General features: G+C 44.4%; 18 protein-coding genes and 1 pseudogene. 11 read left to right on the top strand and 8 right to left on the bottom strand.

The features are described from left to right. Positions 1 to 22: 22 nt before the first annotated feature. Positions 23 to 241 (top strand): annotated as a pseudogene (locus tag Xbud_RS13360) (IS1 family transposase); the annotation flags it as partial. A 306-nt stretch (positions 242 to 547) separates the two neighbouring features. Here Xbud_RS13360 and hslU read toward each other — a convergent pair. From hslU to priA, 5 genes are all read right to left on the bottom strand, one after another. After that, positions 548 to 1,879, bottom strand: coding sequence for an ATP-dependent protease ATPase subunit HslU (hslU, locus tag Xbud_RS13365; RefSeq protein WP_099136525.1), 1,332 nt, complete (start codon positions 1,877 to 1,879; stop codon positions 548 to 550). Between the two features lie 11 nt (positions 1,880 to 1,890). Continuing rightward, positions 1,891 to 2,421 (bottom strand): ATP-dependent protease subunit HslV, encoded by a 531-nt coding sequence (gene hslV, locus Xbud_RS13370; RefSeq protein WP_099136526.1) that lies wholly within the window; start codon positions 2,419 to 2,421, stop codon positions 1,891 to 1,893. 128 nt (positions 2,422 to 2,549) lie between these two features. Beyond that, on the bottom strand, positions 2,550 to 3,398 hold the full coding sequence (gene ftsN, locus Xbud_RS13375; protein ID WP_099136527.1) for a cell division protein FtsN: 849 nt from the start codon (positions 3,396 to 3,398) through the stop codon (positions 2,550 to 2,552). 75 nt (positions 3,399 to 3,473) lie between these two features. Further along, entirely contained in the window at positions 3,474 to 4,499 is a 1,026-nt protein-coding gene (gene cytR / locus Xbud_RS13380; protein WP_099136528.1) for a DNA-binding transcriptional regulator CytR, read from the bottom strand. A 309-nt stretch (positions 4,500 to 4,808) separates the two neighbouring features. Then, entirely contained in the window at positions 4,809 to 7,007 is a 2,199-nt protein-coding gene (gene priA, locus Xbud_RS13385; RefSeq protein ID WP_099136529.1) for a primosomal protein N', read from the bottom strand. A gap of 222 nt (positions 7,008 to 7,229) precedes the next feature. On the opposite strand from priA, the gene rpmE reads away from it, so the two are divergent. Next, positions 7,230 to 7,445: a 50S ribosomal protein L31 gene (gene rpmE / locus Xbud_RS13390; RefSeq protein ID WP_047682798.1), complete on the top strand. Its 216-nt coding sequence runs from the start codon at positions 7,230 to 7,232 to the stop codon at positions 7,443 to 7,445. 112 nt (positions 7,446 to 7,557) lie between these two features. Here the strand turns inward: rpmE and metJ are convergent, their stop codons facing one another. Further along, on the bottom strand, positions 7,558 to 7,875 hold the full coding sequence (gene metJ / locus Xbud_RS13395) for a met regulon transcriptional regulator MetJ (RefSeq protein ID WP_099136530.1): 318 nt from the start codon (positions 7,873 to 7,875) through the stop codon (positions 7,558 to 7,560). 292 nt (positions 7,876 to 8,167) lie between these two features. On the opposite strand from metJ, the gene metB reads away from it, so the two are divergent. The 4 genes from metB (at position 8,168) to Xbud_RS13420 (ending at position 15,435) form a co-directional block, all read left to right on the top strand. Then, on the top strand, positions 8,168 to 9,328 hold the full coding sequence (gene metB / locus Xbud_RS13400; RefSeq protein ID WP_099136531.1) for a cystathionine gamma-synthase: 1,161 nt from the start codon (positions 8,168 to 8,170) through the stop codon (positions 9,326 to 9,328). A 2-nt stretch (positions 9,329 to 9,330) separates the two neighbouring features. Continuing rightward, the gene (locus Xbud_RS13405) at positions 9,331 to 11,766 is read left to right on the top strand and encodes a bifunctional aspartate kinase/homoserine dehydrogenase II (protein ID WP_099136532.1); all 2,436 of its coding nucleotides are present in this window, start codon (positions 9,331 to 9,333) and stop codon (positions 11,764 to 11,766) included. A 172-nt stretch (positions 11,767 to 11,938) separates the two neighbouring features. Next, complete coding sequence (ppc, locus tag Xbud_RS13410; protein ID WP_099136533.1) at positions 11,939 to 14,575, top strand: phosphoenolpyruvate carboxylase; 2,637 nt, start codon at positions 11,939 to 11,941, stop codon at positions 14,573 to 14,575. 227 nt (positions 14,576 to 14,802) lie between these two features. Beyond that, entirely contained in the window at positions 14,803 to 15,435 is a 633-nt protein-coding gene (locus tag Xbud_RS13420) for a hypothetical protein (protein WP_099136535.1), read from the top strand. Positions 15,436 to 15,515: 80 nt separating this feature from the next. Here Xbud_RS13420 and metF read toward each other — a convergent pair whose 3' ends face one another. Then, entirely contained in the window at positions 15,516 to 16,403 is an 888-nt protein-coding gene (metF, locus tag Xbud_RS13425) for a methylenetetrahydrofolate reductase (RefSeq protein ID WP_099136536.1), read from the bottom strand. A gap of 259 nt (positions 16,404 to 16,662) precedes the next feature. Between metF and Xbud_RS13430 the strand changes: the two genes are divergently transcribed. Continuing rightward, positions 16,663 to 17,472: a DUF3800 domain-containing protein gene (locus tag Xbud_RS13430; protein ID WP_099136537.1), complete on the top strand. Its 810-nt coding sequence runs from the start codon at positions 16,663 to 16,665 to the stop codon at positions 17,470 to 17,472. A gap of 147 nt (positions 17,473 to 17,619) precedes the next feature. Here the strand turns inward: Xbud_RS13430 and argE are convergent, their stop codons facing one another. Beyond that, entirely contained in the window at positions 17,620 to 18,777 is a 1,158-nt protein-coding gene (gene argE / locus Xbud_RS13435) for an acetylornithine deacetylase (RefSeq protein WP_099136538.1), read from the bottom strand. 129 nt (positions 18,778 to 18,906) lie between these two features. On the opposite strand from argE, the gene argC reads away from it, so the two are divergent. The 4 genes from argC to argH all read left to right on the top strand — a co-directional run bounded on the left by argC (position 18,907) and on the right by argH (position 23,455). Next, positions 18,907 to 19,911 (top strand): N-acetyl-gamma-glutamyl-phosphate reductase, encoded by a 1,005-nt coding sequence (argC, locus tag Xbud_RS13440; protein ID WP_099136539.1) that lies wholly within the window; start codon positions 18,907 to 18,909, stop codon positions 19,909 to 19,911. 37 nt (positions 19,912 to 19,948) lie between these two features. Next, positions 19,949 to 20,722, top strand: a complete 774-nt coding sequence (argB, locus tag Xbud_RS13445; RefSeq protein ID WP_099136540.1) for an acetylglutamate kinase — start codon at positions 19,949 to 19,951, stop codon at positions 20,720 to 20,722. Positions 20,723 to 20,784: 62 nt separating this feature from the next. Continuing rightward, positions 20,785 to 22,041: an argininosuccinate synthase gene (locus Xbud_RS13450; RefSeq protein WP_099136541.1), complete on the top strand. Its 1,257-nt coding sequence runs from the start codon at positions 20,785 to 20,787 to the stop codon at positions 22,039 to 22,041. Positions 22,042 to 22,075: 34 nt separating this feature from the next. Beyond that, the gene (gene argH / locus Xbud_RS13455) at positions 22,076 to 23,455 is read left to right on the top strand and encodes an argininosuccinate lyase (protein ID WP_099136542.1); all 1,380 of its coding nucleotides are present in this window, start codon (positions 22,076 to 22,078) and stop codon (positions 23,453 to 23,455) included. Positions 23,456 to 23,517: the final 62 nt, after the last annotated feature.

Consider the following 23,517-nt stretch of genomic DNA (forward strand, 5'->3'; position numbering starts at 1 on the left):
TGAAACCAAACATCTTTCGTACATCCGATTTTATTGCACAGATGATTATGCCGTTTATGATTGCCTTCCTGAAGAAGAGTACCTTGTTGGCAAGACATTTATCCAACGTATAGAGAGAACCCTCCTCACCCACCGCCCCGAGGTAAAAAGGCTGAATCGAAAAACGATAGGCTATTCCAAATCGGAAGTGATGCACGACAAAGTAATAGGAATTTCCATTAAACGTGAAAACTATATTTAATGGGTAATCTAACTATTTAATATATGAACATTTTGGGGGAAATCTGTACTTACGTCTGAACCTGAAACACCACAAGGATGTGATGGAAATCTGTGTCAGTACAAATTACTGGAGCCGTTAATTCAGACAGTTCGGCATGCGCATTTTCGAGGGTTACTGAAAGTATAAATCAGTGTCTGTTGGGAGGGTGTTCAGGATTCTGTGTCGCGTTAAATGAACTATTATAATAAGGTTTGTCAGCGGACTGAATGAGAGGCTTGCCTCCCATTCCATTTTTCACTGCTGTTGAGTCAGGCTCTAAACCGATTATAAGATAAAACGGCTCAGATCTTCATCAGCTACCAACTCATCTAAGTGTGTTTTGACATAGTCAGCATTGATTTCAACAGACTGCCCCTGACATTCGCTGGCTTCGAAAGAGATGTCTTCCATCATGCGTTCAAGCACAGTATGCAAACGACGGGCACCAATATTTTCGGTTGTCTCATTAACCTGCCATGCAGCTTCTGCGATTCTGCGAATACCGTCAGCGGTGAATTCAATATTCATGCCTTCAGTGGCCATCAATGCTTTGTACTGTTCTGTCAGTGAAGCATTCGGCTCAGTCAAGATGCGCTCAAAGTCTTCAGTTGTCAGTGCCTGCAATTCAACACGGATAGGCAGACGTCCTTGCAGCTCTGGGATCAAATCGGAAGGGCTGGCAACCTGGAATGCGCCTGAAGCGATGAACAGAATGTGGTCGGTTTTTACCATACCGTGTTTGGTGGAGACAGTACAGCCTTCAACCAATGGTAGCAGGTCACGCTGGACGCCTTCGCGGGAAACATCCGGGCCGGAGCTTTGACCGCGTTTACAAATTTTATCGATTTCATCAATAAAAACGATACCGTGCTGTTCAACTGAATCAATTGCTTGCTGTTTCAACTCTTCAGGGTTAACCAGTTTCGCAGCTTCTTCTTCCACCAGCAGTTTGAACGCATCTTTGATCTTCAGCTTACGACTTTTTTGACGTTGACCAGCCAGGTTCTGGAACATGGACTGTAATTGATTAGTCATCTCTTCCATACCCGGAGGTGCCATGATTTCAACACCAACAGGAGCTGCCGCAACTTCGATCTCGATTTCTTTGTCATCCAGCTGGCCTTCACGCAGTTTCTTGCGGAATGTCTGGCGGGTTGAGGACTGCTCTGGTTGAGCCTCAGCTTGTCCCCAGTTGTTTTTTGCTGGTGGCAACAAAACGTCCAGAATACGCTCTTCAGCGAGTTCTTCGGCGCGGTAGAGGTTTTTCTCAATGGATTGCAGGCGAACCATTTTCACGGCAGCATCAGTCAGATCACGAATAATGGAATCGACTTCTTTACCGACATAACCGACTTCAGTGAATTTTGTTGCTTCAACTTTGATAAAAGGTGCATTGGCCAGCTTTGCCAGACGACGGGCGATTTCGGTTTTACCAACACCAGTTGGGCCAATCATCAGAATGTTTTTTGGAGTTACTTCATAACGCAGTGATTCATCCAACTGCATACGACGCCAGCGGTTACGCAGCGCAATGGCAACAGCACGCTTTGCTTTATCCTGACCGATGATATGATTGTCAAGTTCGCTGACAATTTCGCGAGGAGTCATTTCAGACATACTATCTATCCTTACGCTTTTGAGGGCAATTCTTCGAAGTTATGATTTTGATTGGTGTAGATACAGATATCGCCAGCGATAGTCAGGGCGCGTTCTGCGATTTCCCGGGCACTGAGTTTGGTGGTTTCTAGCATTGCGCGGGCTGCTGCTTGTGCATATGAGCCACCGGAGCCAATAGCGATAAGATCATTTTCCGGCTGAATCACATCACCGTTACCTGTAATAATCAGAGATGTATTTTCATCTGCAACGGCAAGCAGGGCTTCCAGCTTGCGGAGCATTCTATCTGTCCGCCAATCTTTGGCTAGTTCAACTGCTGCTTTAGTCAAATGCCCTTGATGCATTTCGAGCTTACGTTCAAACAGCTCAAACAGGGTGAAGGCATCTGCAGTACCGCCAGCAAAACCCGCGATGACTTTGTCATTGTAAAGGCGGCGTACCTTACGGACATTGCCTTTCATAACGGTATGACCCATTGTTGCTTGTCCATCACCACCGATGATGACTTGGCCATTACGGCGAACACTTACGATTGTAGTCACGAGTTAGCCTCTGGTTACAAAATAGAAGATGGCACACACGGTACTTTGGCTGACAATGCCACGATTATTTATCAAAAGCACCGTATGTTCGTTATTAGAGATCAAGATGGGGGGAATTTTTTGATTTTTCAACCCCCAGCAGGGCGGAGAATACAGTTGGAGATCCCTGTATTGGCAACGCGATTGCGCATTTTTTCCGCACTATCTTTGCTCTTATACGGCCCCAGTACAACCCGATTCCAATTGTCTTTTGTTGTAATCTTACTCTCAATACCGACCAACGCGAGGCTGGCACGGATGGACTCTGCCTGCTCTATAGTGCGGAATGAGCCACATTGTAACATTAATCTGGGTTCATTTAGCTTTGTCTTTGGTTTACTAGTCTCATTGGATGTTTGAGATTGAGGTGTTTGAGCCTGAGGTGATTGAAATTGCACCGATGGCTTATTTTCCTGTTGAAGCACAGAATTTTGCTGTGGTGTATATTCTGACGATGGTTTTTGTGCCGGTGGACTCACAAGGACACGTGAGCGAGGAACTGGCTCACTGTTATATGGCACTTCAGCCAATTGTGTTGGAGGCTGGCGCATATCTGCCTGCATTTGCTCAAGTAACTGGCGCTGTTCTGGCGTCAATTCCGTTTGCCTGTTGTTCTGTTGGTTGGGTGTTGAAGAGGGTTCCTGCATTGATGGCAGACCAACAGGTCGGTTTTCCAGCTCCTTGATATAACTCCAGCGTTCTTCTGGTTTTGGCGGCAGACCATGGCCTTTAGGCTGGTGAGTGATTGGTGGTGTACTTTGTACACTTTCATTTTTAGTATGTACGATGAAATAAAGTCCACCAATGAATGTGACCACCAAAGCGACGGCAATAGCTAATGTCGTTTTAGGTAGCCCTTGAGCCTGATTTTTTTTCTTACCAGTACCTTTCCGACGGGGATTGGAATGCCCGCGACTCACATAATCTCGTTGTGCCACTGTGTTTAATTCGCTGAGTTATTTAAAAAAATTAAGGAGTAGATACCTAATGTTACTGAACATGTGGTTATTTGCCTAGCTTTTAGGCGAACAAGTACTCTCACGAATAAGCAATTCTGCATCTAATAATCGTGAACCTTTCGAAACCATACGGCCCTGTAGCTGTTCCAGCAACAAAAGCATTGAGTTATGCCCAATTTCATAACATGGCTGTGCCACAGTTGTCAGAGGTGGTGCGCTGTATTGAGCCATGTTGATATTATCAAAACCAACAATGGACAGGTCTTCTGGTAATTTTAATCCCATTTTTTTAGCTTGCCACATTGCACCAATTGCTATGACATCACTATGGCAGAAAATAGCGCTGGGAGGTTCCGGCAGGGTAAGCAGGATTTCTGCTGATTCAGCGCCACTTTCATGGGTGAAGTCACCTTTAACTATATATTCATCACGGATAGGGATGCTGGTACGACGTAATGCCTGAATATAACCCTGAAGCCGATATTGGCACAGTGGCATTGTGTCTGGCCCAGTAATACAGGCGATGCGTTTGTGCCCGATTTTTTGCAGGTGATGGGTGGCATTGAAAGCGGAGGTCAGATTATCGATATGGACAGTAGGAAGCCCTAGTTCAGGTGCAAATTCATTAGCCATCACCATGGGAGGCATATTTTTCTGCTCTTCTTTAGAGACATCGAAAGGAACATTTGAGCCAAGTAATATCATGCCGTCAATACGTTTGGTAATCAGCAGATTGATAAAAGCATGTTCTTGCTGTTGTTGATGTTTACAGTCACCAATCAGAACCAGATAACCATGTTTTGCCGCAGTTTCTTCAATGCCGCGGATACTTTCATTGAAGAAAGGATCGCTGATATTGGGAACGATAACCAGGATGGCTCTGGACTCATTTCGCCTCAAATTTTTGGCGAGATTATGCGGATAGTAACCCACTTCCAGTACGGCATTTTCGACTTTCTGACGGGTGTGCGAAGAAACTTTATCAGGATTCATAAGTGTTCTTGATACAGTTGCGGTAGAAACACCCGCTACTTTGGCGACATCTTTCATTGTCGCTAATGCGCAATTCTTTTTTTCCATAGTTCACTCCTCATGTTCTACAGGTAGCGAAACGATTGCTATCCGAAATGAAAGTAAAAAAAACGAAAGTAAAAAAACGCCAGTCATTCCTGTGGGGATACACTGGCGGCTCGTTTTCTACAGTCATATTAATAAATCCATTTTAAACCGATTAATAGTTCAACCCGTTACTTTGTTTACATAAAAAATGTGACATGCATCATTTATTAGAGCTACTTCGCAAATTAAGGAAATAATTGTCACTGTTTTTTCATAGACTTCTGCTCAATTTGGAGTTTTTACTGCAATAAACAATTGTCTGTTTTTTTATCAACCTTCTGTGGGGTCAACATCAATATTCCATTTTACTTTACGTGCTTGTGGCAATGCGGTGATGTGTGGATAGAGCTCTGTCATCATTTTCTGTAGAAAAATGCGCGAAGGGTGTTGCACCAGTAGTTGCCAGCGATATCGGCCACCCCGTTTGGCCTGTAATGCAGGAACCGGACCCATAATCCATACGTGTTCATCATGTCGTGGATGATGTTCAAACAGTTGGCGCATTTGTTGTAAAAAAGCAGGAGCCTGCTGATTATCGTGATCTTCCGACCGTAGCATGATATGGCTGACAAAAGGGGGTAGAAGTACTTGCTGGCGCTCTTCCATTGCCTGCTGAGCAAATGCGTCATAGCCTTTCTCCAGCAACACCTGTAAAAGTGGATGTTCTGGATGGTGGGTCTGAAGTACAACCTCTCCACGTTTGCCGGCCCGTCCTGCCCGACCGGAGACTTGAGTATACAATTGCGCGAACCGTTCAGCCGCACGGAAATCGGCAGAAAACAGGGCACCATCAACATCCAATAAAGCGACTAGTGTGACATCAGGAAAATGGTGGCCTTTTGCCAACATTTGAGTGCCGATCAAAATACGGGCACCACCCTGATGAATATCGGCGAGTTGCTGTTCCATTGCTCCTTTGCGGCTGGTGGTGTCTCTGTCGATACGGGTAACCGGAATGTTGGGAAACAGTTGAGTGATACCATCTTCAAGTTGCTCAGTACCCAGCCCCACAGGGATCAGATGTGTCGTTCCGCATTGGGGGCATTGACGAGGAATGGGTCGCTGGCTATCACAGTGATGGCAGCGCAGATAGCGATGATTCTGATGCAGGGTATAGTAGTGATCACAACGCTGGCATTCTGCTATCCAGCCACATTCATGGCAAAGCAGGGCAGGAGAATAACCACGGCGGTTCAGAAATAGGATGACCTGATTATCTGCTTTCAAATGTTCGCCAATGCGGTTAATGAGAGGCTGAGATAAACCGACGGTCAGCGGTAATCCTTTCATATCCAACAGGTGTTGGATTGCTGGCAGGGCATGACCGGCTCGTTTCGTCAAAGTAAGTTGTCTGTATTTTCCATGCTTTACATTGAATAGTGTTTCCAGTGCCGGTGTTGCTGTTCCCAGAATGATAGGAATTCCCTCTTTTTTGGCGCGGAAGACCGCCAGATCACGAGCGTGATAGCGCCAGCCATCTTGTTGCTTATAAGAATTATCATGTTCTTCATCAATGATGATGACACCTAAGTGAGCGAAAGGAGTGAACAGCGCCGAACGTGTACCGATGACAATGGCGTTTTCCCTTTGTTTTGCCCTTAACCATACCGATAACCGTTCACTGTCATTTAAGGCTGAATGCAGAACATCAACGGGTGCGTTGAAACGCTCTCTGAACCTGCGGATAGTTTGGGGAGTAAGACCAATCTCGGGGACTAAGATCAGCGCTTGTTTTCCCTGTGTCAAAATGTTTTCTAGGACACTCAGGTACACTTCGGTTTTGCCTGAGCCAGTGATGCCGGCAAGTAACCAGGGAGAAAAAGTCTGATCTTCTGCGCGAACGGCTCCAACTGCGGCGGCTTGCTCTGTATTGAGTTTTAGCCGTTCACCGATGATCCGAAAATGTTTATGCCAATTTTCAGTTTCCGGTTGTACCGGATGTAAATCAATTAATCCCTTTTTTTTCAGTGACTGTAGTACGCTTTCACTCAGTTCTAATTTAGAGACTTGGTGACGGTAAATGGATGTCTGGCGCAGTTTAGCTAAAGCTTGTTGCTGTTTGGTAGAGCGTTTAAGTTGTTCAAGAGGCAATTCACGGCCTGTTTCTGTCACTTGCCATTGCCAGAGAGGTGAGAATTCTGCGGGTTTGCCTTGTCGCAGCAAAACAGGCATGGCATGAAAAAGGACTTCGCCAAGTGGATAGTGATAATAGCAGGCAGACCACTGGAGTAACTGCCAAAGATCGTCGGGAAAAAGTGAAGATTCATCAAGTAGTTCAGTAATTGGTTTGAGTTGTTCAAGGGGGAAGTCACTGTTGTCTGTAATCCCGGTAACTACACCTATTGCATTGCGTTTGCCAAATGGCACACGTACCCGGACCCCAAGGGTGGGGATCGGCAATCTTTCAGGTAACAGATAATCAAAAGAGCGAGCTAAAGGGACAGGTAAAGCAACCTGAACAACTGTCATAAGGCGATTTCCGAATGATTATTAATGGCAAGACTAAAGCAACATATAGTGACTAAGAGTATCATAGCAAATCAGCGGATTTCATTGCGCAATAAAACGATATTCTGTATGATCCGCCGCCTTTGGTATGAAAATTACCGAACTTATTTTAATCAACACGACGTGTGGTGTCTGGCGGCGATAGGGCTGGATAGCGACGCGGCCTTAACAGAGGTTTTCCCCATGAAACAAGGTATTCATCCTAAATACGAAGAAATTACTGCATCTTGCTCTTGTGGTAATGTTATTAAAATCAAATCTACCGTAGGTCACGACTTGAACCTGGACGTTTGTGGTGCATGCCACCCGTTCTACACCGGTAAGCAGCGTGACGTTGCGACTGGTGGTCGTGTTGATCGCTTTAACAAACGTTTCAGCGTTCCAGGTTTCAAGAAGTAATTCTTGCTTCCAACAAAAATGCCCGATGTTTTTCATCGGGCATTTTTGTTATATCTAATTGATTTCAAGTCGCAGTACAGCATACAAACAACGACTTGAGATAAAGGAGATATCAATATTCCCAAGTTTCGGGATCGATCCCATGCTCACGCATTATGGCTTTTGCAGCTTCAGGGATTTCATCATGACGTTCTTTACGTAAATCATCATCGTTAGGCAAGGGCTGTCCAGTGAACGCATGGAGAAATGCTTCACACAGCAATTCGCTATTTGTTGCATGACGCAGATTGTTTACCTGACGACGAGTACGCTCATCTGTCAGTATTTTCAATACCTTTAATGGAATTGAAACCGTAATTTTTTTGACCTGTTCACTTTTTTTGCCATGTTCAGCATAAGGGCTGACATACTCACCGTTCCACTCAGCCATGAGATACCTTAAATAGTTTTAAATCAAACAACTGAAATCAGAAATAAAAGGAATTATTTCTGAACTATGTTCATGTCGATAATTCGGCATTTTAGCATATTTCCCCTATCGACTATATCGCTATGGTTAATGAATTCACAAAATATGCCCTAATTTGGCATAAAAAGTGGGGGTAATGATTGGATTGTGTTATTAAACCGTAAATTATTTTGGATGTCTAGATGTATTGACGTCTATCTTTCCGGAGGTTATTCTTTTGTGACTCCGAAAAATAAGATAACGGGTAAAGATTATGGGGTGTAAACAAGCTACGGTCGCGGTACAAAGCGGTACAAATATTGATGAACAATATGGTTGTGTTGTCCCGCCTATCTATCTTTCTAGCACGTACAATTTCACTGGGTTTAATGAACCGAGAGCGCATGATTACTCGCGGCGTGGTAATCCCGGTCGTGATGTTGTCCAGCAGGTTTTGGCTGAACTGGAGGGCGGAACAGGTGCTGTAATGACCAGCAGTGGTATGTCAGCCATTCACCTGTTGTGCACCGTTTTCTTGCAACCGGGAGATTTATTGGTAGCACCCCATGATTGTTATGGTGGGAGTTACCGCCTGTTTGATAGCTTAAGCCGCCGTGGCGCTTATAATGTTATTTTCGTTGATCAGGCGGATGATTCGGCACTGAAACAGGCAATTGCTCAAAAGCCTAAATTGGTCTTGATTGAAACGCCAAGTAATCCATTGCTGCGTATTGTGGATATTCGGTACATCTGTGGTCTGGCTCGTGAAGCAGGTGCATTGACGGTAGTTGATAACACGTTTTTAAGCCCTGTGCTGCAAAAACCATTGGATTTGGGAGCAGATTTAGTTGTCCATTCCTGCACAAAATACCTGAATGGACATTCTGATTTGATTGCCGGTGCAATTATTGCCAAAGATCCCGCTCTGGCTGGGGATTTGGCATGGTGGGCAAACAATATCGGTGTGACCGGGGGAGCCTTCGACAGTTACTTGTTGTTGCGAGGCATTCGTACTTTGTCTGCGCGGGTACTTCTACAGCAAAGCAACACGGCTGCCATTGTGGAATATTTACAGCAACAGCCACAAGTGAAAAAACTCTACTATCCAGCGCTGAAAGATCATCCAGGGCATGAAATAGCTCTTCAGCAGCAAACAGGTTTTGGCGCGATGCTGAGTTTTGAACTTGATGGTGATGAACAAACAATGCGTCGCTTTTTATCTGCGTTAAAATTATTTACTCTGGCGGAATCGTTGGGTGGTGTGGAGTCATTGATTTCTCATACAGCTACGATGACGCATGCTGGTATGTCGGCAGAAGCAAGGAAACAGGCAGGGATTACGGACTCACTTCTTCGTGTCTCTGTTGGAATAGAAGATAGTCAGGATTTAATTGCTGATTTGGATAATGCATTTCAGGCAGCGGCAACGAGGTAATCATGATTGAACTGGCAACAGCAGGGGCGGAATCTGGCCGCCAGTTACATAAATTTGGCGGCAGCAGCCTTGCAGATGTGAAATGTTATAAGCGGGTTGCGGATATTATGGCGAATTATAGCCAGCCGGGTGACTTGATGGTGGTATCCGCAGCAGGCAGTACGACTAATCAACTGATTGATTGGCTGAAATTGAGTCAGAGTGACCGTATTTCAGCTCATCAAGTTCAGCAATCCTTACGGCGCTACCAGCAAGAGTTGATCCGCGGATTATTGCCAGAAACTGTTGCTGAAACTCTGATCGCACATTTTGTTGCAGATTTGGAAAGGTTGAGTGCGCTGTTGGATAAACCAATTAGTGACATTACCTATTCTGAAGTTGTTGGTCATGGCGAAATATGGTCCGCTCGCCTGATGGCCGCAGTGCTTGAATCACAAGGTATTCCCAGCACCTGGCTGGATGCGCGCCAATTTCTGCGCGCAGAACGGGCAGCTCAGCCACAAGTTGATGTCAATCTTTCCCAGCCTTTGCTGAGTCAGTTATTAGTCCAGAATTCCAATAAGCGCTTAGTGGTGACAGGTTTTATTTCCAGTAATCAGAAGGGTGAAACCGTACTATTGGGGCGCAATGGTAGTGATTATTCTGCAACACAAGTTGGTGCATTAGCTGGTGCTAAAAAAGTGACAATCTGGAGTGATGTGGCCGGGGTTTACAGTGCAGATCCGCGCAAAGTTAAGGATGCGTGTCTCCTGCCATTATTGCGTCTGGATGAGGCCAGCGAACTGGCTCGTCTGGCGGCTCCTGTACTTCACACCCGTACATTACAGCCAGTTTCCGTCAGCGATATCGATTTGCAATTACGTTGTAGTTATCAGCCTGAGCAAGGCTCTACTCGCATTGAACGAGTTTTGGCGACAGGAACAGGAGTTAAAATCGTTACTAGCCACGATGATGTTTGCCTGATTGAGTTGCACTTTTCTTCTGCCCATAACTTTAAACAAATTTATAAAGATATCGACTCGTTGTTAAAGCGTGCTCAAATCCGTCCTTTGGCGACGGGGCTGCATGCTGACTGCAATCTGATCCAGCTTTGTTATACCTCTGAAGTTGTTAATAGTGCCCTTGATGTTTTGCAGGATGCATCTTTGCCAGGAAAACTTTCCTTGCGTGAAGGATTATCATTGGTGGCTTTGGTGGGAGCAGGCGTATGCAAAAATCCGCTACATAGCCACCGTTTTTATCAGCAATTGAAAGACCAACCAGTTGAATTTATCTGGCATGCAGAAGATGACATCAGTCTGGTTGCTGTATTGCGTCTGAGCCAGACATCGCACTTGATTCAGGGATTGCACCAGAGCCTGTTCCGGGCAGAAAAACGTATTGGGTTGGTTCTGTTTGGTAAAGGAAATATCGGGTCACGTTGGCTGGAATTGTTTGCACGTGAACAGAAAAATATCTCTGCACGCAGTGATTTTGAATTCATTTTAGCGGGAATTGTCGATAGCCGCCGGAGCCTGCTGAACTATCAGGGTATTGACGCAAGTCGGGCACTGGCATTCTTTAATGATGAAGCCACCATACATGAAGGTGACGAACTGTTTTTATGGATGCGGGCACATCCTTATGATGATTTAGTGGTGTTGGATATAACGGCAAGTGAAGAATTGGCGAGTAACTACATAGATTTTGCCAGCTATGGTTTTCATGTGATTAGTGCCAATAAAGCCGCTGGTTCATCTGACAGTAATATTTACCGCATGATCCGGGATGCTTTTGTAAAAACAGGTCGTCATTGGCTATACAATGCGACCGTCGGTGCCGGGTTGCCAATTAACTATTCTGTCAGGGACTTGCGGGAAAGCGGGGATACTATCCTGTCTATCAGTGGCATTTTCTCCGGTACTTTATCGTGGTTATTCTTACAGTTTGATGGCTCAGTTCCTTTCAGTGATCTGGTAGAACAAGCATGGCAACAAGGGTTGACGGAGCCTGATCCTCGTATTGATCTTTCCGGTCAGGATGTGATGCGAAAACTGGTTATCTTGGCTCGTGAGGCAGGTTATGAGATAGAGTCGGATCAGGTACGGGTAGAATCACTTGTGCCGACAGAAGCCAGTGTTGGTTCTATTGAAGAGTTCTTCGAAAACAGTTCTGCTATTAATGAGCAAATGCTGAAACGGTTAGAAGCTGCGCGTGAAATGGGAATGGTACTGCGTTATGTTGCGCGTTTTGATACTAAAGGTAAGGCGAAAGTCGGGGTGGAAGCTGTGTGCTTAGAACATCCTTTAGCTTCGTTATTGCCGGGGGATAATATCTTTGCCATAGAAAGCCGTTGGTATCGTGACAATCCATTGGTTATCCGTGGTCCGGGAGCCGGGCGAGATGTGACTGCCGGGGCAATCCAATCGGATTTGAACCGTTTATCACAACTTTTATAAAACATGACGCTTTCGGTCGGGATATTTCGCTTTCTATCCCGACTAATCCTCCCAATTTGTTTGTTTTCTGATATGACCAAATTGTTTGTTTTCTGGTATGAATAGTGTGTTTAGAAATAATGTGTTAGAAACAAATAAAACACGCATACAGCAACACAAGGTCAGGAATCACATGAATCAGCAATATTCCGCAATGCGCAGTAATGTCAGTATGCTTGGTAAGATACTGGGAGACACGATCAAAGAGGCTCAGGGAAAAGATATTCTTGATAAAGTTGAAACAATAAGGAAGTTATCTAAATCTTCTCGTGCCGGAAACGAAGCTAATCGCCAGCAACTTTTATCAACACTACAGAATTTATCTAATGATGAATTGCTGCCAGTTGCCAGAGCGTTTAACCAGTTTCTTAATCTGACCAACGTTGCTGAACAATATCACAATATTTCCCGGCATGGTGAAGCTGCCAGCAATCCTGTGGCATTGGCTGCACTATTTGATCGACTGAAAAGTAAAAATTTTAATAATGACGATCTGGTTAAGGCAGTTAATGAGCTTTCCATTGAGCTGGTGCTGACAGCACATCCAACAGAAATTGCCCGTCGTACCCTGATCCATAAATTGGTTGAAGTGAATGCGTGTTTGGCGCAGCTTGATCATGATGATTTAGCCGATTATGAGCGTAATAATATTACGCGTCGTTTACGTCAGCTTATTGCTCAGTCATGGCATACCGATGAAATCCGCAAAATTCGGCCCACACCGATTGATGAAGCTAAATGGGGTTTTGCGGTGGTGGAAAATAGCTTATGGGAAGGCGTTCCTGCATTTTTGCGTGAATTTAATGAGCAATTAGAAGAATCTATTGGTTACAGTCTGCCAGCAGAAGCTGTTCCTATCTGTTTTACTTCCTGGATGGGGGGAGATCGGGATGGAAATCCTAATGTTACCGCAGAAATTACCCGCCATGTGTTGTTGCTCAGTCGCTGGAAAGCGGCGGATCTGTTCCTGAAAGATATTCAGATTTTGGTATCAGAGCTTTCCATGTCGGAATGTACGCCAGAACTGCGTCAGATGGCAGGAGGTGATGAGGTTATAGAGCCTTACCGTGAAATTGCTAAGCAGTTGCGGGCACAATTAAATAGTACACTGACATATCTGGAAAAACGCCTGAAAGGCGAGCAAGTTATCCCCCCTACGGATTTATTGCTGTATAACGAACAATTGTGGCAGCCACTCTATGCTTGTTATCAATCGTTGAAAGCCTGCGGTATGGAAATTATCGCTAACGGCCAATTACTGGATACCTTGCGTCGTGTTCGTTGTTTCGGCCTGTCATTGGTGCGTATTGATATCCGGCAGGAAAGTACCCGCCATACTGATGCCATTGCAGAACTGACCCAATATCTGGAAATGGGTGATTATGCGAGCTGGTCAGAAACCGAAAAACAGGCATTTTTACTGCGCGAACTGAATTCTAAACGTCCGTTGATCCCCCGTGATTGGCAACCAAGTGCCGAGACGCAAGAAGTTTTAGAAACCTGCAAAGTGATTGCAGAAACACCACAAGATGCGATTGCGGCATATGTCATTTCCATGGCAAAAATGCCTTCAGATGTACTGGCGGTGAAGCTATTGCTGAAAGCAGCGGGCTGCCCGTTATCATTGCCTGTTGCACCATTGTTCGAAACCCTTGATGACCTGAATAATGCAGAACGTGTTATCCAGCAATTGCTCCGTATCGAATGGTATCGTGAACTGATTCAGGATAAGCAAATGGTCATGATTGGCTATTCTGATTCAGCAAAAGATGCGGGAGTAATGGCTGCATCCTGGGCTCAATACCGTGCTCAGGATGCGCTGATCAGATTGTGTGAAAAAGAGAGTGTGAAGCTGACACTGTTTCACGGACGGGGAGGCACAATTGGTCGTGGTGGAGCTCCGGCGCATTCGGCTTTACTTTCTCAACCACCGGGAAGCCTGAAAGGGGGATTGCGTGTAACAGAGCAGGGCGAAATGATCCGCTTTAAGTTTGGCTTACCACAGGTGACGATCAGCAGTCTGGCGATGTACGCCAGTGCTATTCTGGAAGCTAACTTACTGCCGCCACCGGAACCAAAAGCGGAATGGAAACAAGTCATGGACACACTCTCCGATGTTTCCTGCGACATGTATCGTGATTACGTTCGTGAGCAGCCGGAGTTTGTGCCTTATTTCCGTTCAGCGACACCTGAACCGGAGCTGGCGAAATTACCGTTAGGCTCGCGCCCCGCTAAACGTCGTCCTACAGGTGGTGTTGAAAGCCTGCGGGCAATCCCGTGGATCTTCGCGTGGACACAAAACCGTCTGATGCTTCCGGCATGGTTGGGGGCGGGAGCAGCACTGCAACACGTAATAGATGTGGGAAAACAGGATATCTTGTCAGAAATGTCCCGTGATTGGCCTTTCTTCACTACTCGTATTGCCATGTTGGAAATGGTGTTTGCCAAAGCGGACTTATGGCTGGCGGAATATTATGACCAACGTTTAGTTGATAAAAAACTGTGGTCACTGGGGATTAAACTTCGTAATCAACTTGTAGCGGATATCGAAACGGTTCTGATGATCTCACAGGATGAGCAGTTGATGGCAGATTTACCGTGGATAGCCGAATCTATCGCATTGCGTAATGTATATACCGATCCATTGAACGTCCTACAGGCAGAATTATTACAACGCTCCCGTCAGCAGGAACAACCCGACCCTCGTGTGGAACAGGCGCTGATGGTAACAATAGCAGGGGTTGCGGCAGGAATGCGCAATACAGGTTAGCTTTTCGTTTACTTGATGATAAAAGCCGAACAGTTTCCCATTCGGCTTTTATCATCGGTGGGTATGGTAATGAGTTATCAAGCTGGATGGCATATCCTGAATATCGTTAGTATGGTTATTATTTCTGGGTTTATGTTTTGTTTTTTGTCAAATATAACAGCGTGTATTGATGAGAAATTGTGCATGTATATGTATAATTTTCTTGTCCAACATATGGAGGACAAAATATGAATAACAACAATAAAGATCGGAATAGTTCGATGCCATATTTGATAGAAGATGTAGACTTTAACCTTAAATTGCGTCTTTCAGACAAGAACATAGAACAGACTATTTCTTTTCTTGAGAATGGTGCAAAAGATTTTATCTTGCCTGATTTTGTTGTCCCGTACGGATATCGTTTTGTTAAGTCATTAAAGCAAGATCAATACCGAATGATCACCATCAGCGATAAACCGGAAACAGTCTATGCCGTTAAACTGATTTTCCGCAGAGATATTGTTGTTGATAAAGAAACTTGTACCCAAATTATGGTCTGGCGCACTTTTAGTCCAGAACATCAAGAGGCTGTTAGTGGTTTTCCCCGGCGTTTTTTCAGATTTTTGCTTGAGAATTACAGCATTATTGTGACAGATGAAGAGCAAACTGGTGATGGTAAACGTTTTTGGCAGATTATGATCGCCTGGTCTATGTCCGTTGGTTATCACGTTTATGTTTCTGATGGTGGTGAAATCGATCGTCCGTTAACAGTTGTATCCAGTATGGATGAACTCATTGAGAAGTGGGATAGCTTTTGTTGGGGAACAGATGCAGATTTACATCGCCATCGTTTGATTGTGATCAGTCAGGAAATTTTGTAACCCGTAGGGTGAATTACATTAAAGCCAGAATATAACCACGCCGAACTACCATCTAGTCCGGCTTTTTTTAAGGATAAAAATCAACAAGGACGAACACCTAACGTGTGGCAAATAGCGTAACTCAATTCCGCACGGTTCAGGGTATAAAAATGAAAATCCTTCACTCCTTCACGACTCAGAATTTTCACCATATCCATCGCAATAGACGCGCCAACTAAATTGCGGCTTTCAGGGTCATCATCCAATCCCTCAAACATTCTGGTCATCCAGCTTGGGATGCGAACATTAGTGATAGCGGCAAATCGCTGTAACTGACGGAAATTTGAGACAGGCAAAATCCCCGGCACAATTTCCACATCAATTCCTGTTGATACACAGCGATCACGAAAACGCAGATAACTTTCCACATCAAAAAAGAACTGGGTAATGGCGCGATTTGCTCCCGCATCAATTTTTCTTTTCAGGTTAATGAGGTCAGACTGTGCGCTTTTTGCCTCTGGATGCACTTCCGGATAAGCCGCGACGGAAATATCAAAATCCGCCTCTTTCTTTAAAAGATCTACTAAATCAGTACCATACATTTCTGGTTTGCAGCTACCATCGGGTAAATCACCACGCAAGGCCACAATATGTCGAATACCGTTTTTCCAGTAATCGCGAGCGATATCACGTAATTCTTCACGGCTGGCATCAATGCAAGTTAAATGCGGAGCTGCATCAAGACCAGTTTTGTCCTTGATTCCTTTGATAATGCTATGGGTGCGGTTACGTTCGCCGGAATTAGCGCCATAAGTCACGGAAACAAAATTAGGTTTCAGTTTGCTCAGTCGGTCAATGGATTTCCACAGAGTTTGTTCCATTTCAATGGTTCTGGGAGGAAAGAATTCAAAGGAAACACGGATCTGGCCTTCAAGTTCAGCCAGATTCTGATTTAGTGCCTCTTGATGATTTGCATGAAAAAAACTCATATCCTGCGCCCTCCTGAACAAACGGAACTTATATCCGTCTACGTTTAGATGTTTAAATGTTTAAATGTTTATATGTCTATCCATTTAGATGTCCAAATAGAATGAGCGAAGCAGGATTTTTAGTCAATTAGGAAATGGCTTATTTCCGATGAGGAATATTCAAAGTGATCAGGAAAGAAATTCATGTTGGGGATTGAATGAAAAATAACCACCGGTGTATTGGGTGTTAAAAGAAAGTTAAAGCAAGGAAAGAGAAGGTATGGATAGTACTGAGAATCAATTAGTTGTTAAAAAAGAATTAACTATAGATGAGCAAAAAAGCTTTAGCGATTTTGTCGTATACGTTGATGAAAGTGGTGATCACGGTCTCATACAGCTCGATAAAGAGTATCCTGTCTTCGTTTTAGCTTTTTGTATTTTTTACAAAGAACATTATCTTTCAAAAGTAGTGCCAGAGTTACAACGACTTAAATTTGACTATTTTGGTCATGATCTTGTAATCCTCCATGAACATGAAATCCGCAAAGAAAAAAGAGATTTTACTATTTTTAGGACACGTGAAGCAAAGAATCAATTTTTAGAACGGCTCAATAAAATAATCAATGAAAGTAATTTTATATTGTCGGCATGTGTAATTGAAAAGCATAAAATGAATATTAGCAAAGATGAGGTTCAGAACCCATATCATATCGCATTGCGTTATTGTTTAGAGACGTTATATGATTTTGTAGCAGAAAAAGGCCAGCAGGAACGAGAAACTCACGTTATTGTGGAACAGCGAGGTTCCAAAGAAGATAAAGAACTTGAACTAGAATTTCTTCAAATTTGTAATGGAGAAAATAAGTATCATAGGAATTTGCCTTTTAAGATTAGAATGGCAGCAAAAACAAGCAATTCCTCTGGTTTACAACTTGCTGATCTGGTTGCTAGACCTATTGGCAGGCATATCTTGAAACCAGAACAAGCTAATCAAGCATTTGCTATCTTGAAGAAGAAATTCTTTTGTGAAGGAGGAAGAAATAACGTAGGAATAGGTTATAAGCAGTGGGGATTAAAAGTTTTTCCTTAGTTTCAAATAGCGAAAAACCCCGATGTACTCACCGAGGTTATAACGCCGACCGGGTACTCCCAATCCATTTATGGTAACAATTGTTGCCACTTTTTGATGTAAAGTCAAGTAAGCTGCTTGATAGAAAAGGTTATTGATTTACCACCTTTAATCCACATTCAAACAAAAATGTTCCACAATCTGAGAAATCAATTTTTTCGTCGGTTCAATCATCGACACTTCTAAATACTCATCAGGCTGATGAGCCTGTTCAATTGAGCCCGGTCCCAAAACCAATGTTGGGCATAACCCCTGAATAAAAGGGGCTTCGGTACAGTAATTGACTGTCTCTGCTTTTGTTCGCAGCAGTTTTTCGATGACACCTACTAGCTTGTGATTAGTCGGACACTCATAACCCGGAATGGGAGGATGAAGCGCTGTAACATTCAGGCGTCCCGGCCAGCGCTGTTTGACAGGCTCTAGTACCTCATTCAGTGCTTCGTTCAAATCCTGCAAAGTGAGTCCAGGCAGCGGGCGGATATCCATATGCAGTTCGCAACAGGCACAGATACGGTTTGCCGCATCTCCACCGTGGATATGACCAAAATTCATCGTAGGATAGGGAATAGAGAAAGCCGGATTGTGGTAACGCTCTTGCAAAGTATTGCGTAGTTTCATCAACTGAGTGATGGATTCGTGCATCAAGTCAATGGCATTGACGCCTCGGGCAGGATCGCTGGAGTGTCCGGATTTACCTTCAATGCGGATAGCGTGGGCAACATGCCCTTTGTGGGCGCGGATAGGTTGTAATGACGTAGGTTCGCCAATGATGGCAAAATCAGGCCGGATAGTAGAATTGGCTGCGAAATAGCGTGCTCCCGCCATTGATGTTTCTTCATCTGCGGTAGCCAGAATATAAAGAGGATGAGATAGTTTGCTGGTGTCGATATTCCGCAATGCATCAATAATAAAGGCAAAGAAGCCTTTCATATCAGCAGTGCCCAGTCCATATAATTTGCCGTTGCGTTCGATCAGTGTGAATGGATCTTGAGTCCAGCGTCCGTCGTCAAATGGTACGGTATCTGTGTGACCACATAATAGTAAACCTCCAGAACCGCTTCCCAATGTTGCTAGCATATTGAATTTACAGCGGGTTTCCGGAACAGGCTGGATCTCAATTTCAAAACCAATCTCTTTCAGCCAATCAGCCAGTAGATTGATAACCACTTCATTGCTTTGATCCAATTCTTCATCCACTGCACTGATAGAAGGCGCAGCAATAAGCTGGTGATATAACTCAATAAATGTTGGTAATTTAATATTCACTGTTGACAGCCCTTATTCAAGATAGTATCAATATTAATGCAATATTATTGAATATAAATTCAATTGTATTTTTGGGTTACTACATTGGGTTAATACATACATCGGGTTAATACAAGGTGAATAAATCCCATGCTTAATACGCTGATAGTTGGTGCCAGTGGTTATACCGGAGCAGAGTTAGCAGCATATCTGCAACGTCATCCTTATGTCCATCTTTCCGGTCTGATGGTTTCTTCTCAAAGTACTGATGCAGGGAAATGTTTTTCAGAGCTTTATCCACAATATAAAGGGATCCTGGATTTACCCTTACAGCCGTTGATAGATGTTGCTGAAGCTGCGAATGGTATTGATGTCGTTTTTCTTGCTACGGCTCATGAAGTCAGCCATGACATTGCACCGATATTTTTGCAAGCGGGTTGTATCGTCTTTGATTTATCTGGTGCCTATCGCGTACGAAATACACAGTTTTATTCAGAATACTATGGATTTGAGCATAAAAATACAAACTGGCTTGAGCAGGCAGTATATGGATTGGTGGAATGGCAGGCAGAAGAAATCAAAACTGCCCGGCTTGTTGCGGTTCCGGGCTGTTATCCCACGGTTTCACAGCTTTCGCTGAAACCTTTGTTGGAAGAAGGTTTGCTGGATACAGAACAGTGGCCTGTGATTAATGCTGTCAGCGGTGTAAGTGGTGCTGGGCGTAAAGCTTCACTGAATAACAGTTTCTGTGAAGTCAGTTTGCAGCCTTATGGGATTTTTAATCACCGTCATCAACCTGAAATCACGACACATTTAGGTACAGAGGTAATCTTCACACCTCATTTAGGCAATTTTGCGCGGGGGATCCTTGCCACAATTACCTGTAAGCTGAAATCAGGCGTGACAGAGGAACAAATTAGGCAGGCATATCAGCAGGCTTATCACAATAAGCCACTGATCCGGTTGTATGAAAAAGGCGTCCCTGCGTTGAAGGCAGTTGTGGGATTGCCATTTTGTGATATTGGTTTTGCTGTACAAGGGCAGCACCTGATTATTGTCGGGGCTGAGGATAATTTGCTGAAAGGTGCAGCAGCACAGGCTGTTCAGTGTATGAATATCCGGTTCGGACTCGAAGAAACTCAGGCATTGCTTTAATTCAACAATCATTTAATACCGACAGAGGATAAATCCGATGGAGCCGTTAGTTATCAAGTTGGGTGGTGTGTTATTAGATAGTCACGAAGCGCTGGTGCGGTTATTTTCTACATTACAGTCATATCGAAAAACGCATAAGCGCCCACTGGTAATTGTACACGGAGGGGGTTGTTTGGTTGATGGCCTGATGCAGAAATTACAGTTACCGATTACGAAGAAGCAAGGTCTGCGTGTAACGCCAGCAGATCAGCTCGACATTATTACCGGAACACTGGCAGGTACAGCCAATAAAACTTTGCTCGCCTGGGCGACAAAGTACCGTTTACCTGCCGTTGGCTTGTGTCTGGGGGATGGCGGTATTGTGAAAGTTTCTCAGCTTGATGAGGAACTTGGTCACACTGGCAGAGCTCATCCCGGTAATCCGGATTTACTGAAACTTTTATTGGATCTCGGCTACATCCCCATTATCAGCTCTATTGGTATTACTGAAAATGGCGAGTTAATGAATGTCAATGCAGATCAGGCTGCTACAGCTATTGCGCAGGTGTTGCATGCGGATTTGGTTTTGTTGTCGGATGTCAGTGGCATTCTGGATGGAAAGGGACAACGAATTGCTGAAGTTACGGAAGAAAAAATAAAGCGGCTTATTGAGCAAGGAGTCATTACCGACGGCATGATTGTGAAAGTTCATGCAGCATTGGAAGCCGCAAAAACATTAGGGCATCCGGTAGATATTGCAAGCTGGCGTTATGCTGACCAACTGATTGCGCTATTTAATGGTATACCCGTTGGCACTCGCATTCTGGCATAACAAGATAGAACAAATTTGGTTTGGCGTTCAACTGAGATGAATAAAAGTAAAAGGCTATCTCTATGACTATTACCTCAACAACTATTACTTCAACAACTACTACCTCAACGAAAAGCAGTATTAAGAAAATTGTTCTGGCATATTCTGGCGGTTTGGATACTTCTGCCATCATTCCGTGGTTAAAAGAAAACTATGGCAATTGTGAAGTTATCGCATTTGTTGCGGATGTTGGCCAGAGTCGAGAAGACTTAGATGGTATAGAACAAAAAGCGTTACTTTCTGGCGCTTCAGAATGTCATATCGCCGATCTACGTGAAGAATTCATCAAAGAGTATGTTTATCCGGTACTGAAAACGGGGGCATTGTATGAAGGCCGTTATTTGCTCGGCACTTCAATGGCGCGTCCTATTATTGCCAAAGCACAGGTTGAATTAGCACTGAAAGTGGGAGCTGATGCTCTTGCTCATGGTGCAACAGGCAAAGGTAATGATCAGGTGCGTTTTGAGAGTACTTATACCGCGTTGGCTCCACACCTGAAAGTAGTTGCCCCATGGCGGGAATGGGATTTGCGTTCCCGTGAAGCCTTACTGGATTATCTGAAAGTTCGTGATATTCCCACAACCGCAACGTTGGAAAAAATCTACAGTCGTGATGAAAACGCATGGCACATCTCGACCGAAGGCGGAGTATTGGAAAACACGTGGAATGCAGCCAATAAAGATTGTTGGGTGTGGACTGTGGAGCCAGAAGATGCACCTGATGAACCGGAATATGTCTCTGTCACTGTTGAAAAAGGGGAAGTGGTTGGAGTAAATGGCAAGGTATTGTCCCCATATCAATGCCTTGATGAGTTGAATACATTGGGAGCTAAACACGGTATCGGCCGGATCGATATTGTGGAAAACCGTTTGGTGGGAATGAAATCCCGTGGTTGCTACGAAACTCCGGGAGGAACCATCATGATGGCTGCACTACGTGGTATTGAACAGCTAGTGCTGGATCGCGATAGTTTCAAATGGCGTCAGCAATTGGGGCTTGAGATGTCCTATGTTGTCTATGATGGTCGTTGGTTTGTACCATTGCGCCAGTCTATTCAGGCTGCGGCGGAAACACTTGCTGAGAATGTCAGTGGTGAAGTGATCTTGACGCTGTATAAAGGGCAGGTAACAGCAATACAGAAACAATCGCCTCATAGCCTCTATTCTGAAGAGTTCGCCACCTTCGGAGAAGATGACGTTTATGATCATAGGCATGCGGAAGGGTTTATCCGCCTCCATTCGCTTTCTTCCCGTATCCGTGCGTTGAACAGTAAAAAATAATTTCCGGGCAATCAGAGAAAAGAGGTACGCAATTATGGCACTTTGGGGTGGACGTTTCAGTCAGGAAGCCGATCAGCGGTTCAAGCAATTTAATGATTCTCTGCGTTTTGACTATCGCTTGGCGGAGCAGGATATTATCGGCTCTGTTGCATGGTCAAAGGCGTTGGTTACAGTCGGTGTTTTGACACCAGAAGAACAACAAAAGCTGGATTTGGCGCTGAATGAGTTATTGGATGAGGTACGAGCCAACCCCAAGGCTATTTTGCAAAGTGATGCGGAAGATATTCATAGCTGGGTGGAAGGGCAACTAATTGCAACAGTAGGGGATCTTGGCAAAAAATTGCATACAGGGCGCAGCCGTAACGATCAGGTTGCGACAGATCTGAAATTATGGTGCAAGGGGCAGATAGCGGATATTCAGCAAGCGCTTATAGCGTTACAACAAGCGCTGGTGATTACTGCTGAAAATAACCAGGATGCAGTAATGCCGGGTTATACCCATTTGCAACGGGCACAACCCGTTACTTTCGCACATTGGTGTCTTGCTTATGCAGAAATGCTTAGTCGTGATGAGACTCGCTTGCAAGATACTCTGAAACGGTTGGATGTCAGCCCATTGGGATGCGGTGCGCTGGCGGGAACGGCGTACGATATTGACCGGGAACAATTGGCGTCATGGCTTGGTTTTGCTTCAGCAACCCGTAATAGTTTAGATAGTGTTTCAGATCGTGACCATGTTCTGGAACTGCTATCCGACGCCAGTATCAGCATGATCCATCTTTCACGTTTTGCTGAAGACCTGATTTTCTTCAACAGTGGAGAAGCTGGTTTTATAGAACTGTCGGATCGGGTAACTTCCGGCTCATCCCTGATGCCCCAAAAGAAAAATCCTGATGCACTGGAATTGATCCGTGGTAAATGTGGCCGGGTACAAGGTGCATTAACAAGTATGATGATGATGCTGAAAGGTCTTCCCCTTGCTTATAACAAAGACATGCAGGAAGACAAAGAGGGCTTGTTTGATGCATTGGATACATGGCGGGATTGCCTGCACATGGCAGTGTTGGTATTGGATGATATTCAGATAAAACGTGATCATTGCAAGGAGGCTGCACAACAGGGTTATGCCAATGCTACTGAATTGGCAGATTATCTGGTGGCAAAAGGTATTCCGTTTCGTGAAGCACATCACATTGTTGGTGAGGCAGTGATTGCTGCGATAAAGAAAGGTAATGCGTTGGAAGAATTGTCATTATCTGAACTGCAACAATTTAGTGAAACTATTTCGATAGATGTATATGACATTTTATCGTTACAGTCTTGTCTGGATAAACGTTTGGCAAAAGGTGGTGTAGCACAGAAACAGGTGAAACTGGCCATTGCTGAGGCGAAGCAGAGGTTACATATCAATTAATTTTCTCTGACTGGACAGCCTGTTTATTATGACAGGCTGGTTTGCCATGCTGTCGTAATAAT

The sequence above is a fragment of the Xenorhabdus budapestensis genome, assembly GCF_002632465.1.
Lineage (GTDB): Bacteria > Pseudomonadota > Gammaproteobacteria > Enterobacterales > Enterobacteriaceae > Xenorhabdus > Xenorhabdus budapestensis.

Coding starts and splice junctions, on each gene's coding strand:
- rpmE (WP_047682798.1), top strand. CDS start 7,230: ATGAAACAAGGTATTCATCCTAAATACGAAGAAATTACTGCATCTTGC.
- metJ (WP_099136530.1), bottom strand. CDS start 7,875: ATGGCTGAGTGGAACGGTGAGTATGTCAGCCCTTATGCTGAACATGGC.
- metF (WP_099136536.1), bottom strand. CDS start 16,403: ATGAGTTTTTTTCATGCAAATCATCAAGAGGCACTAAATCAGAATCTG.
- cytR (WP_099136528.1), bottom strand. CDS start 4,499: ATGGAAAAAAAGAATTGCGCATTAGCGACAATGAAAGATGTCGCCAAA.
- ppc (WP_099136533.1), top strand. CDS start 11,939: ATGAATCAGCAATATTCCGCAATGCGCAGTAATGTCAGTATGCTTGGT.
- Xbud_RS13450 (WP_099136541.1), top strand. CDS start 20,785: ATGACTATTACCTCAACAACTATTACTTCAACAACTACTACCTCAACG.
- hslU (WP_099136525.1), bottom strand. CDS start 1,879: ATGTCTGAAATGACTCCTCGCGAAATTGTCAGCGAACTTGACAATCAT.
- metB (WP_099136531.1), top strand. CDS start 8,168: ATGGGGTGTAAACAAGCTACGGTCGCGGTACAAAGCGGTACAAATATT.
- argC (WP_099136539.1), top strand. CDS start 18,907: ATGCTTAATACGCTGATAGTTGGTGCCAGTGGTTATACCGGAGCAGAG.
- argH (WP_099136542.1), top strand. CDS start 22,076: ATGGCACTTTGGGGTGGACGTTTCAGTCAGGAAGCCGATCAGCGGTTC.
- argB (WP_099136540.1), top strand. CDS start 19,949: ATGGAGCCGTTAGTTATCAAGTTGGGTGGTGTGTTATTAGATAGTCAC.
- Xbud_RS13405 (WP_099136532.1), top strand. CDS start 9,331: ATGATTGAACTGGCAACAGCAGGGGCGGAATCTGGCCGCCAGTTACAT.
- priA (WP_099136529.1), bottom strand. CDS start 7,007: ATGACAGTTGTTCAGGTTGCTTTACCTGTCCCTTTAGCTCGCTCTTTT.
- Xbud_RS13430 (WP_099136537.1), top strand. CDS start 16,663: ATGGATAGTACTGAGAATCAATTAGTTGTTAAAAAAGAATTAACTATA.
- Xbud_RS13420 (WP_099136535.1), top strand. CDS start 14,803: ATGAATAACAACAATAAAGATCGGAATAGTTCGATGCCATATTTGATA.